Origin of the sequence: Halomonas profundus, assembly GCF_020865425.1 — a bacterium.
Lineage (GTDB): Bacteria > Pseudomonadota > Gammaproteobacteria > Pseudomonadales > Halomonadaceae > Vreelandella > Vreelandella titanicae.
Genome location: NZ_CP086344.1, coordinates 4,948,093 through 4,962,508, shown reverse-complemented (window position 1 = coordinate 4,962,508; position 14,416 = coordinate 4,948,093). Strand labels below are relative to the sequence as shown.

General features: G+C 54.7%; 12 protein-coding genes and 1 pseudogene. 9 read left to right on the top strand and 4 right to left on the bottom strand.

Annotation, left to right across the window (positions count from 1 at the left end):
• Positions 1–303 precede the first annotated feature (303 nt).
• From LMS44_RS22545 to LMS44_RS22535, 3 genes are all read left to right on the top strand, one after another.
• A complete protein-coding gene (locus tag LMS44_RS22545) occupies positions 304–966 on the top strand; it encodes a response regulator (protein ID WP_089691221.1) in 663 nt (220 codons plus the stop codon).
• Positions 963–2,357 carry an ATP-binding protein gene (locus LMS44_RS22540; protein WP_089691218.1) on the top strand — a complete coding sequence of 465 codons (1,395 nt, stop codon included), beginning with the start codon at positions 963–965 and terminating at the stop codon, positions 2,355–2,357. Before LMS44_RS22545 ends, LMS44_RS22540 begins: the two co-directional genes overlap by 4 nt.
• A 252-nt stretch (positions 2,358–2,609) precedes the next feature.
• Positions 2,610–2,897 carry a DUF411 domain-containing protein gene (locus tag LMS44_RS22535; RefSeq protein ID WP_258955975.1) on the top strand — a complete coding sequence of 96 codons (288 nt, stop codon included), beginning with the start codon at positions 2,610–2,612 and terminating at the stop codon, positions 2,895–2,897.
• A 12-nt stretch (positions 2,898–2,909) separates the two neighbouring features.
• Here the strand turns inward: LMS44_RS22535 and LMS44_RS22530 are convergent, their stop codons facing one another.
• Both LMS44_RS22530 and LMS44_RS22525 read right to left on the bottom strand, forming a co-directional pair.
• Complete coding sequence (locus LMS44_RS22530; RefSeq protein ID WP_089691216.1) at positions 2,910–3,326, bottom strand: PaaI family thioesterase; 417 nt, start codon at positions 3,324–3,326, stop codon at positions 2,910–2,912.
• Between the two features lie 68 nt (positions 3,327–3,394).
• Positions 3,395–5,569 carry a malate synthase G gene (locus tag LMS44_RS22525; protein WP_089691214.1) on the bottom strand — a complete coding sequence of 725 codons (2,175 nt, stop codon included), beginning with the start codon at positions 5,567–5,569 and terminating at the stop codon, positions 3,395–3,397.
• Positions 5,570–5,786: 217 nt separating this feature from the next.
• Here LMS44_RS22525 and LMS44_RS22520 point away from each other — a divergent pair, with 217 nt between their 5' ends.
• Positions 5,787–6,770, top strand: a complete 984-nt coding sequence (locus tag LMS44_RS22520; protein WP_089691213.1) for an alpha/beta hydrolase — start codon at positions 5,787–5,789, stop codon at positions 6,768–6,770.
• Between the two features lie 111 nt (positions 6,771–6,881).
• On the opposite strand, the gene LMS44_RS22515 is transcribed toward LMS44_RS22520, so the two are convergent.
• A complete protein-coding gene (locus LMS44_RS22515) occupies positions 6,882–8,192 on the bottom strand; it encodes an esterase-like activity of phytase family protein (protein WP_258955974.1) in 1,311 nt (436 codons plus the stop codon).
• Positions 8,193–8,411: 219 nt separating this feature from the next.
• Between LMS44_RS22515 and LMS44_RS22510 the strand changes: the two genes are divergently transcribed.
• Positions 8,412–8,990, top strand: a complete 579-nt coding sequence (locus LMS44_RS22510; protein WP_258955973.1) for an NADPH-dependent FMN reductase — start codon at positions 8,412–8,414, stop codon at positions 8,988–8,990.
• 22 nt (positions 8,991–9,012) lie between these two features.
• Here LMS44_RS22510 and LMS44_RS22505 read toward each other — a convergent pair.
• Positions 9,013–9,675 (bottom strand): annotated as a pseudogene (locus LMS44_RS22505) (ATP-binding protein); the annotation flags it as partial.
• Between the two features lie 141 nt (positions 9,676–9,816).
• Here LMS44_RS22505 and LMS44_RS22500 point away from each other — a divergent pair.
• From LMS44_RS22500 to LMS44_RS22485, 4 genes are read left to right on the top strand one after another with little or no spacing between them, the layout of a single operon-like run.
• Positions 9,817–10,497, top strand: coding sequence for a heteromeric transposase endonuclease subunit TnsA (locus LMS44_RS22500; RefSeq protein WP_027957962.1), 681 nt, complete (start codon positions 9,817–9,819; stop codon positions 10,495–10,497).
• Positions 10,490–12,418 carry a TnsB C-terminal domain-containing protein gene (locus LMS44_RS22495; RefSeq protein ID WP_027957961.1) on the top strand — a complete coding sequence of 643 codons (1,929 nt, stop codon included), beginning with the start codon at positions 10,490–10,492 and terminating at the stop codon, positions 12,416–12,418. Before LMS44_RS22500 ends, LMS44_RS22495 begins: the two co-directional genes overlap by 8 nt.
• Complete coding sequence (locus tag LMS44_RS22490) at positions 12,415–13,299, top strand: TniB family NTP-binding protein (protein WP_027957960.1); 885 nt, start codon at positions 12,415–12,417, stop codon at positions 13,297–13,299. The genes LMS44_RS22495 and LMS44_RS22490 overlap by 4 nt, the downstream gene beginning before the upstream one ends.
• Complete coding sequence (locus tag LMS44_RS22485; protein WP_081742677.1) at positions 13,299–14,387, top strand: TniQ family protein; 1,089 nt, start codon at positions 13,299–13,301, stop codon at positions 14,385–14,387. Before LMS44_RS22490 ends, LMS44_RS22485 begins: the two co-directional genes overlap by 1 nt.
• The last annotated feature ends 29 nt before the right edge of the window (positions 14,388–14,416 follow it).

Here is a 14,416-nt window from a genome sequence, read left to right as displayed (position 1 = left end):
GTAAGTGCATACTCTGGCGCTCTGATCAGTCAGTAGACAATGAACTGCCCACGGCAGCGACAAAGCAGAGTCAAAATGACCGCTATTGAAGGCGCTGCTTTGGCTTTGCTCATGGCGAAAGAGGCAGCTTGAGCCTAAATAACTTAAAGAAGAGTTAAGCTGCGTAAGCGGTGTGCAAAAATAGGGTGGCTGGCTTACTGGTTGAGTTCAGATGCGTATGCGTTGTGGGGTATAAGTTGCCGTATTTAAGAAAAGCTTAAGTTTTGATGGCGAAGATAGCGGTTTGTAGATTGAGGAAGCAGCATGCGCGCACTGCTGATTGAAGATGATCCCTTGCTTGGGGATGGTATTAAAACGGCTCTGGAACGCGAGGGGTACACGGTCGATTGGTTTATGCTTGGCCGCGAGGCAATCAGCGCTATTGGAAGCGAGACCTTCAGTGTGATCGTTTTGGATCTTGGCCTGCCTGATATGGACGGCATGCAGGTACTACATTTACTCCGTCAGCAATCCAATCTACCTATTCTGATTTTGACGGCCCGCGATGCGATGGAAGACCGTATTGGCGGTTTAGATGCGGGGGCGGATGACTATGTGCTCAAGCCTTTCAATTTGCAGGAGCTACTCGCCCGTTTGCGTGTCGTCATGCGCCGCGCTGAGGGGCGAGCCTCACAGATATTAACGCTGGGGTCGCTGAGTATTGATGAGGCTCGTCATGCGGTGAGTTGGCGGGGCAAAGACGTAAAGTTGGGGCGACGCGAGTATGCCTTACTCTTAGAACTAGCTAGGCACCCCGACAGAGTGCTTTCTCGCCCTCGCTTAGAAAATTTGCTCTACGGCTGGGGCGAAGAGGTAGAGTCCAATGCGGTGGAGGTTCACATTCATCATCTGCGTAAAAAGCTTGAGAAGCACCTGATCATTAATGTGCGTGGGATTGGCTACCGGCTGGATAGCCAAGCGCAATGATATCGATACGGCGTTATCTACTCCGCACGCTGGCCATTACCATGGTTGTCGCCGGGGGGATCGCGGTGACCGCGGCTTACTTAATTACCGATCACGAGCTAGAAGAAATTCTCGATACACAGCTCAGTCTGCATAGCCGGATTGTGGCTGGCCAACTCGAACCAAACGCGACCATTGACGACTATGCTCGCCTGGCTTCGCGCATGGGTCTTCCAGGCCATCCAGCACAGCTATATCGCGACGGTGACGCAGTGCTAGTGAGCAGCGCTGAATCAGATCCTGAGTTTTACCACGAGGAAGAGTTTAAATTAGTACTGGGTTTTTGGAATGCCGATGGCTCACCCAGGCTGTTAGGCGGCAAATGGAATGATGCCGGACCTTTCCCCGCACCTTTAGAAGAGGGCTTTCGCTGGGAAAGCTACGACGGTCACCGTTGGCGGGTGTTCAGCATGTTCGACGTTGCCAGCGATACCTGGATCCGCATGGGGCTGCAAGGTTCGTTTCATGATGAAGTGGTGGAGCGCATCACCTGGAACAATTTATTGCCGATGCTCTTTTTGCTGCCACTCCTCCTTTGGCTGATGAGCCGCATCATTCGGCGGGGAATTGCGCCCATCCAAGCGCTTTCCAGCCAGGTGCAAGGCCGCTCCGCCCACGACCTACGTAAAATCGATAACCCGGTTCCTCAAGAGCTTAATGAACTACGCCAATCGCTAAACGACTTTATCGCCCGGTTAAAAGCAACGTTAGAGCGCGAGCGGCGCTTTACCGCCGATGCGGCCCATGAGTTACGCACGCCCTTGGCGGCGCTGAGCATCCACCTAGATAACGCTCAGGCAGGGGGAGAACAATCATTACAAAAGGCGTATGTTGGTGTGGATCGGCTTCAGCGGGTGGTAGAACAGCTGCTTATTTTGGCGCGTTTGGATCAAGTTGCCACAACCTCACCGGCAACTATCGATCTTTACCCGATTATTGCTGAATTGGTAGCCGAGCTGTGGCCACTCGCTGAAGAGCGAGATCAGCACTTAAGGCTAACAGGGTTAACCCGGCTGGAGGTTCGCGCCGACGAAGTCGAGGTGGGCATTCTCTTTCGTAACCTGCTGGATAACGCCTTACGCTATACCCCGGAAGGCGGTCATATAGAGGTAGAGTTGGCCCTTTGGGAGGGGGCGCCTCAACTGATTGTGAGAGATACTGGCCCCGGACTGCCTGAGGCACTATTGGATAAAGTCACCGAACGCTTTAGGCGCGCGTCTGGTCAGGGTACTGCCGGCAGCGGATTGGGTTTGTCGATTGTTTCGGAGTTGGCTCAGCGCCAAAGCGCACGCCTTACACTTAGTAACCGCATGCCCAATGGGTTAGCGGTCAGTGTGACGTGGGGGAAATAAATCGGAGTATACATCGCTTTGGACTTTCTCTTGTCAACAGAGTGTCACATCCCTTAGCAGGTATTTGTCTAGTCACACACCTCAAAGAAACCGCTTATGAAACGTGTTATCGCTACGGTTTTATCTAGTGCTTTACTCTTAGGTATCACCTCGGCTCAAGCTGCGTTGCCGGACGAGGCCACATTGCATTAAAACCCCCAGTGCGGTTGCTGTGACGAATATGCGTGCCATCTTGAAGAGCTTGGCGTAGAAGTGACGATTGTAGATGACGTAGAGCTGGATGATATCAAGCAGCAGGCCGGCGTGCCCTATGGTTTGGGGTCGTGTCATACCACCGAAATAGGTGGCTACTGGATTGAAGGCCATGTGCCGATGGACGCGGTTACCAAGCTGTTTGAAGAGCAACCCGACATAGATGGCAGTGGCCTGGCGGGGATGCCCATCGGTACGCCAGGTATGCCGGGGCCACAGGACGAACCCTATAACGTTTACGCCTTTAGCGACCAGCAAGATGAGCCGTTGATGACATTGGCGCTGTAACTGACGTTCGCTTCAAATCTTATCCGGCAGCGCATAGCTGGCGGTGACATGCACCACGGGTCGCGTTTCGTCGCTGACTGAGAAGAGCTGAACTTCGCCCACTGCTAAGCGACGGCCGAGCTTGATCAGCTTGGCGTGGGCGATAATGTCGTGATCGCCGGAGGCTGCGCGGAGGAAGTGGCAGTTTAAATCGCTGGTCACCGCCATCGGCTCTGGGCCAATTTGCGCTAAAATAGCCACGTACATAGCCACATCCGCAAAGCCCATCATGGTGGGCCCGGAAACCCGCGGGCCGGGTCGCAGGTGCTCGTTGCCTATCTTCAAGCGCAGGGTGGCCGTCATTTCACCCACGCTCTCTATCTTACCCATCCGCTGGGGAAACACTTCGTCTAAAAAGTGTTCGATTTGCTCGGCAGTCATGACGGTCATTGTTGTTTTCCTTTCATAAAAAAGCCCCGAGGCATAAGCCTCGAGGCTGATTACACCGTAAAACGATCTTACTTCGCTTTATGCACCTGACGCCACTCGTGCAGTAGCGGCTCGGTGTAGCCGGAAGGCTGGACGCGGCCTTTGAAGATCAGGTCGGAGGCGGCTTTGAAAGCGGTGGAGCCTTCAAAATCGGCGCTCATGGCGGTGTAAGTAGGGTCGCCTGCGTTCTGCTCATCCACTACCTTGGCCATGCGCTTGAGGGTCTCTTCCACCCGCGGTGCATCGACAATGCCGTGTAGCAGCCAGTTGGCAATGTGCTGGCTGGAGATACGCAGCGTGGCGCGGTCTTCCATTAGGCCCACGTTGTGGATATCCGGCACTTTTGAGCAGCCCACGCCGTGCTCTACCCAGCGAACTACGTAGCCGAGAATACCCTGGCAGTTGTTATCTAACTCTTGCTGCTTCTCTTCATCTGACCAGTTGGCGTTTTCCGCTACCGGCACGGTGAGTAGGTCGTCCAGGTAGTCGGGCTCACCCAACTCTTCCAGTTCGCGCTGAACGTCGGTGACGTTGACCTGATGGTAGTGCAGCGCGTGCAGCGCAGCAGCGGTAGGTGAAGGCACCCAAGCGGTGTTGGCACCTGCTTTCGGATGACCGATTTTCTGCTCCAGCATGTTGTGCATCAGGTCAGGCATGGCCCACATGCCTTTACCGATCTGGGCACGACCGCGCAGACCGCAGGCCAGGCCCACTTGCACGTTGCTCTTCTCGTACGCCTGAATCCAAGCGGCGCCCTTCATATCGCCCTTACGCACCATGGGGCCCGCTTCCATGGCAGTGTGCATTTCGTCGCCGGTACGGTCTAGGAAGCCGGTGTTGATAAACGCCACTCGTGAAGCCGCTTCAGCGATACACGCCTTGAGGTTGACGGTGGTGCGGCGCTCTTCGTCCATGATACCCATTTTCAGGGTGTCACGGTTCATGCCCAAAATATCCTCAACGCGGCTAAACAGCTCGTTGGCGAAGGCAACTTCTTTAGGGCCGTGCATCTTCGGCTTGACGATATAAACAGAGCCAGTGCGCGAGTTGCGCGGCTGGTCAGCGTCTTTCTTCAGATCATGCAACGCGAGCAGCGAGGTGACCACCGCATCCAGGATACCTTCCGGTAGCTCGTTACCGTTCTCATCCAAAATCGCTGGTGTGGTCATCAAGTGGCCCACATTACGCACGAACATCAGCGAGCGGCCGGGCAGCGTGACGCTGCTGCCATCGGTGGTTTGCCAGGTGCGGTCGGCGTTCAGCTTGCGGGTAAACGTCTTGCCGCCTTTTTCGATCTTCTCTTCCAGATCGCCCTTCATCAGGCCCAGCCAGTTGCTGTAAACACCCACTTTGTCTTCTGAATCCACTGCGGCAACGGAGTCTTCGCAATCCATGATGGCGGTCAGGGCGGCTTCCACCACGACATCTTTAACGCCTGCCGGGTCGGTTTTGCCGATGGCGTCGTTAGGGTCGATCTGGATTTCCAGATGCAGGCCATTGTTACCTAACAGAATCGCGTCGGGTTTGGCCGCTTCGCCGGTAAAACCAATCAACTTGCCGGAATCCTTAAGGCCCGTCTCACGACCGCCTTCCAGCGACACCACCAAGTGCTCATCACGAATGGCGTAGTTCACCGCATCACGGTGCGAGCCAGTGGCCAGCGGGGCTGCGCGGTCAAGCACGCCGCGGGCATAGGCAATCACTTTGGCGCCACGTTTCGGGTTGAAGCTGGTGCCTTTTTCCGCGCCATCCTCTTCGGAAATCGCATCGGTGCCGTACAGGGCGTCGTAAAGGCTGCCCCAGCGCGCGTTAGCCGCATTCAGCGCATAGCGTGCATTGCTCACTGGTACAACCAGCTGCGGGCCTGCCTGAACGGCTACTTCACGGTCAACGTTAGCAGTGGTCGCTTTGACGTTAGCCGGTGCTTCTGCCAAGTAGCCAACCTCTTTCAGGAAGCGGCGGTATCCCGGCATATCGGTGACCGGGCCGGGGTTTTCCCGGTGCCATACGTCAAGTTTTTCTTGCAGCGTGTCGCGCTCTTCAAGTAATTGACGGTTTTTAGGGGTCAAATCATGAAACAGAGCATCCACACCGGCCCAAAAGGCGTTTTCATCAACACCTGTTCCCGGTAGCGCCTGCTCATTTATAAAACGATCTAAATCGGCTGCCACTTGTAAACGGTGGCGCGTGATACGCTCGCTCATGGGGTTTCTCCTGTGAGGATGCCCGTGGGGAATGTGCTTGCCACGGTCAGAGTAAAATGTATTTATGGAAAATAATTCCACACCTGCTCGGGCATGTAAACAGCGTAGACCCTAATGCGGTAAAATGCTCAACCAAATGACTAGGTATTAGGTTTTGGGAATGCGGCTCAACAGCCGCGTCTAGGCCAACGGAACATGGCGTTATGGAGAAACAACGATGCGTGATTTCCAACATCTGGAAGGCTTGTTTCGCCACGCCTCGGGCGATACCGCCCTTAGCCGCTTGTTGCCAGGAGAAGTATTGGCAGACGCTATGCAAGGCTATTTCCATCACTATGGCTTAGAAGCACTGCTGTTAGATACCAGTGAAGTGCATGCAGGCTTTATCGATACAGGGCGCTTTGCGCTATGGTGCCAAGTGTGGAGCCCCCCGCAGCCGGTAGGCACTGCCTTTGTGGTGCACGGCTATTTCGATCATATGGGGCTATATCGCCATTTGCTTGAACGCCTGCTGGCTAAGGGGTGGCGGGTAGTGCTGTGGGATCTTCCCGGCCATGGTCTTTCCAGCGGTGCGCGGGCGGCAATAGAAGATTTCGATGATTATCAGCACTGTCTGGCCCATTTGCAGATGACCCTAAAGAGCCAAGGCATGGCGCCTGAGCCGTGGCTAGGCGTGGGCCAGAGTACCGGTGGGGCGATTCTGGCTACCGATGCACTCACCCGCCGTGAGGCTTCCGGTTGGTCAGGTTTGGTGCTGTTGGCGCCCCTGGTGCGGCCTTGGGGATGGAGCCAAACCAGCTGGCTGCACTTGATTGCCAGCCCGTTTGTAAAAGAGTTGCCGCGTAAATATCGCCCCAACTCTACCGACGAGCAGTTCACCGAGTTTCTACGTGAGGGTGACCCGCTGCAGCCAGAGCGTTTGAGCGTTGCCTGGGTGAGCGCGATGCGCCGCTGGATGCCTCGCCTACTGGCCCAGGAGCCCAACCCACTGCCTACCCTGATACTCCAGGGCGAGCAGGATTTGACCGTCGATTGGGAGTGGAATTTAGCGATTCTGGCGAAGAAGTTTCCCAATGCCGAAATTCACCGCCACCCGGAAGCTCGCCACCACTTGGTAAATGAGGCAGACCCCATCCGTGAAGTGCTGTTTGCAGCGCTGGATAACTTTGTAGATGGGTTTGTCGAAAGTGCTAGCCAATAGATTTTGTAAAATATATTGGCGAGATTATTCCCTATACGGCACGAGCACTGAATAAATTCCGCTAAGGTTTTATTCAGTGCTTTTACCTTTCTATGCTCACACTGATTTGCCTTACTGGGCGTTCAGGAAGTCCTCTACATCGAGCAGTATTAGCTCATTATCATCGGCGCGGCCTTGCTGGCGGCCAATCGAGAAAGGGTAGTTGTTGTCATTGGCGACCACGATGGTGCTCTCATCGACACGATCCACGTTCTCAATGGTCACAAAGGGAAAGTTAAAGGTGCCGTTGATCGTGCCGCGGGGGGCGATGCCATCTGGATCCTGGATGTTCATCAGGTCTATATAGGCGATTTTCTCAAGCACACCCTGCTCATTTGTGCGGTTGAGATCGACGAGATAGATGCGTTTGAACTCGGCAGGGTTGTCTGCCCACTCTTCTCGCGGGTCGCCCTGGCGGCTATCACGCTCAATGATTAAGCCGCGAGTTCCGCCAATGAGGTTGAAATCGCCAATAGCATGATCCGCTGACTCCAAGGGGTAGTAGCGGGTTGTGTCGCCCCATTCGCCGGTTTCAGTATGGAGCTCGAACATTCTTAATACGGGGGTGCCATCAATCGTTTCCGGGGCGTTGGCGTTGCTGTCCCAGACTGGCTTTTCCAATAAGGGGTAAAGGGTTGTTTGGTCTTCGGAGAGCGCCATGCCCTCGTAGCCACCAGAGCGAAACACCCTCACATCATTAGCGAGAGGCGCGCCAGGGTTCGGGGTGAGGGCAAAGGCATTGTCGGGGGAGCGCATCAGCGTCCCACCAGGATTGGTGGCCAGCACTTGCAGCACTTCCCCCGCATTATCGACCTGGATAATCCAGGGGCCGAACTCATCGCCAATCCAGTAGCTATCGCCCACCGGCTGTATCGATTCAATATCGAAATCAGCGCCGGTTAAAAAACGACCAGGAGTGGCTTCATTCATAATCGGGAAGGGCACCTTGCGGTTTGGATCCGATAGTTGAACGGTCTCCTCGATGATGACGCGCCCAGTGTCCCAGTCAGTCTTTATGATGTTAAACATCAGAATGACGTCGGAGGAGTTCGCCTTGGAGCCAAAGCCGTTATCGGTCAACACCAGGAAACGGTTATCGCCAAGTGAGCGAATGCCAGAAAAACCCTGCAGGGGCTGGCTGGGGAAGGGTAGCGCTAAGCCGGTGGCTTGCATGTTCGTATATAACTGCTCAATGCGGCCCTCTTGGCCAGTAAAACGGCCTGAGACGTTGTAGTGCTCAGCGGCGCCGGAAGGAGCTGCCACAAAGGTGCTGCCGGGTAGCTGGGCATGGCCGGACAATGTGGCGCTAAAACTCTGCTGGGCGTGTGCCGCACTGGTAAACGCAAAGGCGAGTAGAGCAGTCGCTAGTAACGGCTTTGTCATCACTATTTCACCATTTAGGAAGAAAAATTAGAGCAGGTGCAGCTTTTGCTAATTTTCACCCGTCATAGTGATAGTTGAATGACAAAGTGCAGACGTTTTAATGGCAGCAGGGTTTCAAGTCGAGTCTGGCCCTGAGTCGTAAAATACGTCTTGCTCAACAGGCGTAAATATTAATAAATGGTGTGGCTTTCAAATACATTATTCAAAGAGGAAATGACAATGGGATCATCGGTCAAAAAGGTACTGGTCTTTGCAGGCAGTGCCCGAGAAGCGTCACTGAACAAGCAGCTAGCCAAGCTGGCCGCCAAGCGTATTGAGGCGCTTGGCGGGGAAGCAACCTTTATCGATTTAAAAGATTACCCCTGCCCACTGTTTGATGAAGATATTGAAGCCCGGGGCGTGCCGGAGAATGTGCTGAAGCTGCGTGAGATTCTGGCGGATCACCAAGCAGTGATGATCTCTTCGCCAGAGTACAACGGCTTTATCACGCCGCTGCTGAAAAACACACTGGATTGGCTGTCACGACCCTACCAGGATACGCCGGGGCTCAAGTTATTTGCCGGTAAGTGGGCAGCGCTGGTGGCGGCTTCCCCTGGTGGGCTAGGTGGCATCCGTGCGCTACCGCTTGGTCAGCAACTGTTAGCCAATCTGGGGTTGGTCGTGCTGCCACAGCCATTGTCGCTGGCGAAAGCGGGCAGCGCTTTCAATGATAGTGGCGCGTTACACGATGAAACCACGGGGCAGAAGCTGGATGCGCTGTGTCAGCGCCTAGTGGACTCACTGGCTGCCACTCGCTAACCGCCCAGTGGCTTTCGGGGGCTTACGCCCCCTTTAGCATCCGATCCAGCTGTCGGTAACCAATGGCCTCAATTAGATGTGGCTGGGTGGGCTTGGGTTCACCCTGAAGGTCGGCAAGGGTCAGGGCTACGCGCAGTACGCGGTGATAGGCGCGGGCGGAGAGCTTGAGCTTTTCCAGCACGCCCGCGAGCCAGGCGCGCTCTTCATCGTTAAGCGCGCAGGCGGCTTCCAGGGCTTTGCCGCTTAGCTGGCTATTCAGCGCGCCACGGGCCATTTGGCGTTCTCGGGCGGCCATCACCCGCTCACGCACGGCTTCTGACGACTCGCCTTGGGTTTGTGCGGTGAGCTGCTCTGGCGGCAGCGCGGGCACTTCCACTTGCAGATCGATACGGTCTAGCAATGGCCCGGAAAGCCGTGCTTGATAACGCTGGATTTGGCTGGCGGTACACTGACAGCGCTGGCGTGGGTCGCCCAAGTGGCCGCAGGGGCAGGGATTCATTGCGGCTACTAACTGAAATTGAGCAGGGTAGCGACGTTCATGACTGGCACGTGCGAGGTGAATCTCTCCGGTTTCCAGCGGTTGCCGAAGTACCTCTAGCACATGGCGGGAAAACTCCGGCAGCTCATCCAAAAACAGCACGCCGTGGTGGGCCAGCGAAATCTCACCGGGTTTGGGTTTTGAGCCGCTGTCATTTTCAGCAATTGATGCGACCCTCAGGGCGTAATATCGGGCTATTATGGTAGTCTGTACAGGATTGAGTGCGACAGAATTAATAGCAATTGATGCGACAGGCCTTGTTTTATTCAACATTTGGTGCGACTACCCATGCCACTGCCTACATCCGTTCGTAAAATCGGCCCTACCCGACGAAGTGTGTCTGGCTACTATGCCTTTCGCGGGGAGGAGTCTATTGCGTTCGAGTCGACGCTCGAACGTGATTTCCTCATCAAGGCTGACTTTGATGTGAGCGTCCTTGGTGTGATTTCCCAGCCGTGCGAGATCCCGTTTCATCATCCCGTGACCGGTAGGCGCTACACCTACACACCTGACTATTTGGTTTATTACCGTCTCGGTAACCGTCATTACAGGGATTACCCAAAACCTCTCCTGGTGGAGGTCAAACCACGGGAAAAGTGGCAAGCACATTGGCGTGAATGGTCGCCTAAATGGAAGGCGGCGATACGGCATGCCAACAATGAGGGCTGGGCGTTTCGCATTCATGATGAAAGCCGCATTCGTGATAAGACCTTGGACAACATTACCTTCCTAGCGCGCTACAAGCGGATGGTGTTTCCCTCTGTCGAAAGCCAGGCAGTCCTCAACACGGTGAGGGAAATGGGGGTGGCGACCTTGGATTACCTGCTTTCTCGGCACTTTATGGGCGATATTTACCGGGCAGAGGGGATTGCGCATTTATGGCATCTACTGGCGACTCGGCAGTTAGATTGCGATATGGCCCAATCCTTCAGTCCTCTATCGGAGGTATGGGTACCCGATCATGAATAATCATCGTGGCAGCGCAACTGAACCCAATAACGGCGTCGCCCAAACACGCCAACACTTGCAGATTATGGTGGGTGAGCAGGTTCAGAAAGATGGCACCGTTTACCGAATTTCCCAGGTGCTCGATTTTGAGACGGTCATTGGCATTGCCGTTGAGTCCGGGCGTAGTTGCCCGCTTCGCATCAAAGAACTAGCGCCTCTCAATAGCGGGTCCGTATCCCCTGAGCAGGATATGTCCGAGATTGGGGATGCCGATTGGCGGGAGGCCGAGCATCGCTTTTCCATCATTAAGCCCTTGGTGGATCGCCATACGGTGGGGCGGGATGCAGCGGAGGAGCGTGCTAAACAAACGGGGGTTGATACGGCTACGATCTACCGTTGGTTGAAGCGGTATAAAGCGACGGGCTCGGTGCTTGCATTAATTCCTCAAAAGCCAGGGTGGAAGAAAGGAAAGTCGCGTATCCCCGCGCATGCCGAGGCGGTGATTCAGGAAGTCATCAAAGAGGTGTATTTGACGCTGCAGCGTCCGTCCGCACAAAAAGCGGTACAGGAAGTCATGCGGCGCTGCCATGAGCGGCGCATCGACCCGCCGAGCCCTGGTACCGTTCGTTCTCGTCTGCGCGACATCCCAGAGCGCGACCGATTGCGTGGGCATGGCTTTAGAGAAAAAGCGATTAATAAGTTTCAGCCGGCGGCCGGAAAATTTCCCAATGCGGACTATCCGTTAGCCGTCATGCAGATTGACCACACGCCTGCCGATATTATTTTGGTCGATGACGTATATCGCAAACCGATTGGCCGTCCATGGATTACGCTGGCCATGGACGTGTGTACTCGCATGGTCACGGGGTATTACTTATCGTTTGACCCGCCCTCTGAAACATCTGTCGGCATGTGTGTGGCGCACTCCATGCTTCCTAAAGATGAGTGGTTGCTACTGCATAATGTGGAGGCTGAGTGGCCGGTATGGGGCACACCCGCCACGATTCATGTCGATAACGGCCCAGATTTTCGCTCTGAGACGTTTAGGCGCTCATGCCTAGCCTATGGGATCAACCTTGAGTTTCGGCCTGTTAAGCAGCCTCGTTACGGTGGCCACATTGAGCGGGTGCTGGGGTCTCTTCTCAAAGAAATTCATAACCTGCCTGGGACGACTTTCTCCTCCATTAAAGAGAAAGAGGGGTACGATCCAGAGAAACACGCGGCCATGACGAAAAGCGAGTTTGAAGAGTGGCTGGTGACGTTGATCTGCAAGGTTTACCACCAGCGCCTTCATTCTGGGATTGGTATGTCGCCGATGAAGAAGTGGGAAATTGGTGTGTTTGGCAATGCGGATGTGCAGGGAGTGGGATTAGCGCCGAGGCCTGCTGACAGGCTCTCTGTATTGCTCGATTTTTTGCCCAGCTTTCAGCGTACGATCCAGACCTTTGGTGTGACCATCGATGGCATAAACTATTACGATGAAGCGCTAAGACCTTGGATCAATGCCAAAGATCCAGACATGCCAGACAAGAAACGCACCTTTGTTTTCCGGCGCGACCCTCGCGACATTAGTGTCATTTGGTTCAAAGACCCGGAGCTCGGGCACTATTTTCGCGTGCCCTTTGCCAATCTTGCCCTCCCCTCGATGAGTGTTTGGGAGTATGCCCAAGCTAAAGCGCGCCTTCGGCAGGAAGGAAGAAACTCGGTCAATGAGACTGAAATTCTACGCGCTATTAGTGAGCTGCGAACCCATGTGGAGGAGTCGCAAGCACGTACTAAGCGAAGTCGCCGTCAGGCACAACGACGTAAAGAGCATGAGAAGAAGGTGACGCCTGCAGATCCCCTTTTACATGCGCCCTCAACTGCGGCCCCTAAAGAGACACCCGCTCAAGGGGACGGTCTTTTAACGGGTGATATCGATGTGAACTGGGACATAGCATGAGCACACACCTTCATCCTGATCTTCGTCACGTCTTGGGGCTGTCCGCTAAAGAGCGAATGGAGTTTATGGATCAACCGCGCTGGTTGGGCTATCCATTGGCCAATCGTGTCATTGAGGTCATGCGTGGGTTGATGGAGAAGCCCAGTCGTCCTCGTATGCCTAACCTCTTGCTCGTGGGTGACTCCAACAACGGAAAGACAACCATCGTTCAACGGTTTCGTAAGCAGTACGGTGAAGGCTACGTGAATGAAGACGTAGAGCCCGTGAAGCCTGTTGTTGTCACTCAGGCTCCCCCGAGTGCCGATGAGAAAAGTCTGTATATCGCAGTGCTAGAGAGTTTCTGGGCTCCCTACCGGCCTACAGATCCTGTTCCCAAGCTGCGCTACCAGGTGATTCATCAACTGCGTGCTTGCCATACGCGCTTACTGATCATCGATGAGTTTCACTCTCTGTTAACCGGTGGTGCTGTTAAGCAGCGCGAAACGATGAATGCCATTAAGCTTTTATGCAATGAGCTAATGATTCCCATCGTTGGTGTGGGGACGCAAGACGCTGTGCGTGTGCTGCATTCAGACCCACAGCATGCGAGTCGCTTTGATGTGGTCGCGTTACCAAAGTGGGAGCTCAATCAGGAGTTTCAGAAGCTGCTCGCTGGCTTTGAGAAGATATTACCTCTCAAACATCCTTCCCAACTGCATGAGCCCCAATTGGCGACCCAGCTCCACGCGATCTCTGGCGGCAATTTTGGCGACCTGCACCGGCTGCTGATTGAGTGTGCCAATGCCGCTATTTTGTCCGGGGCTGAGCGCATCGATGAGAAAATTATTCAGAGTAAATCATGGGTGCGACCTACCCGTGGCATTAGGGAAGTGATGCTGTAATGCCCTGGGCGCTGAGTGTGCCTCTGTTGCCTGAAGAGTCGCTTTCTTCATGGCTGGTACGGGCGGCGTTGAGACAGGGGTGTGATCCCTTGTCGCTCACTGGGGCTATCTGGCCAACATGGCGTATATGGACGAGAGATATTGACAGGGAAATTCCCCTCGTCAGAATGCGCCCATTAGCCAATGCATCGGGGATATCTTCCGCTGAGTTTCAGAAAGCTGGGATGCGGGACGATTGTGAGAAAGTGGCCGGTTACTCATTACCCGAAACGCGTACTTGGCCCTGGTTGTTGGCACTCGGCAGCCGAAATCGAAATCGCCATGGAGGACAACAGGTATGTACGTTGTGCTTGGGAGAGGACTCGACCCCGTACTTACGCCGACACTGGCGATTCGCTTGGCACACTGGGTGTCGCTCTCATGGGGTGCAGTTGGTAGACGAGTGCCCGGTATGCAAGGCCCCTATAGAGCCCCATCGCTTGTCAGCGGAAGGTCAACATTTAGCTCAGTGCAGCCGGTGTCATAACGATTTTAGAAAGGCGGTATGCACGTCGCCTTTACCTGAAGCGTTCAGTGTTCAAGTGATGGCTGATCGTGTGTTAGAACAGGATAAGGTGACGTTTAGGCAGGCCTCTATCGCACCCGCCGATTGGTTTTCTATGGTGGCCTTTTTTATTGGCGTTATACGGCGTGCAAGTCGGCGGCCTGTGTCACCCCTGGCCGATGCGCTTCTTTCATTGGGCATTTCGGTTACGGATTGCCGAATGCCTGTGTCTGGCCTGGCGTTTGAGCTGCTGGCTGTCAGCGAGCGTAGTGCCTTATTGGTAGCGTTGGAACGCTTGCTCAGTATTGGCCTTGAAGAAACGTTTAGCGCTCTGGTCGCTTGTAATGTCAAAACGAGCGCGCTTCATGATCCCCGAAAGTCACCCCCCGTTATGTTGTTGCCGTTGTTATCGCGGTTATCTCATCACCCCCATGGGCCGCATCGCCGCCGTGCTCTACCGGCTCATCGCCCCATGTCGGAACGCGCAGTGAGAGCCTCATGGGCGCGCTTAAAACGGAGAATGAAAGCGGAGCCAACCTCTTGAAGCAACACAAAACGGTCGACTGCGATGAG

What these genes read in the sequence shown, in the direction of transcription:
- LMS44_RS22545 (WP_089691221.1), top strand. Translation starts at nt 304, where the DNA reads ATGCGCGCACTGCTGATTGAAGATGATCCCTTGCTTGGGGATGGTATT.
- LMS44_RS22540 (WP_089691218.1), top strand. Translation starts at nt 963, where the DNA reads ATGATATCGATACGGCGTTATCTACTCCGCACGCTGGCCATTACCATG.
- LMS44_RS22530 (WP_089691216.1), bottom strand. Translation starts at nt 3,326, where the DNA reads ATGACCGTCATGACTGCCGAGCAAATCGAACACTTTTTAGACGAAGTG.
- LMS44_RS22525 (WP_089691214.1), bottom strand. Translation starts at nt 5,569, where the DNA reads ATGAGCGAGCGTATCACGCGCCACCGTTTACAAGTGGCAGCCGATTTA.
- LMS44_RS22520 (WP_089691213.1), top strand. Translation starts at nt 5,787, where the DNA reads ATGCGTGATTTCCAACATCTGGAAGGCTTGTTTCGCCACGCCTCGGGC.
- LMS44_RS22515 (WP_258955974.1), bottom strand. Translation starts at nt 8,192, where the DNA reads ATGACAAAGCCGTTACTAGCGACTGCTCTACTCGCCTTTGCGTTTACC.
- LMS44_RS22510 (WP_258955973.1), top strand. Translation starts at nt 8,412, where the DNA reads ATGGGATCATCGGTCAAAAAGGTACTGGTCTTTGCAGGCAGTGCCCGA.
- LMS44_RS22500 (WP_027957962.1), top strand. Translation starts at nt 9,817, where the DNA reads ATGCCACTGCCTACATCCGTTCGTAAAATCGGCCCTACCCGACGAAGT.
- LMS44_RS22495 (WP_027957961.1), top strand. Translation starts at nt 10,490, where the DNA reads ATGAATAATCATCGTGGCAGCGCAACTGAACCCAATAACGGCGTCGCC.
- LMS44_RS22490 (WP_027957960.1), top strand. Translation starts at nt 12,415, where the DNA reads ATGAGCACACACCTTCATCCTGATCTTCGTCACGTCTTGGGGCTGTCC.
- LMS44_RS22485 (WP_081742677.1), top strand. Translation starts at nt 13,299, where the DNA reads ATGCCCTGGGCGCTGAGTGTGCCTCTGTTGCCTGAAGAGTCGCTTTCT.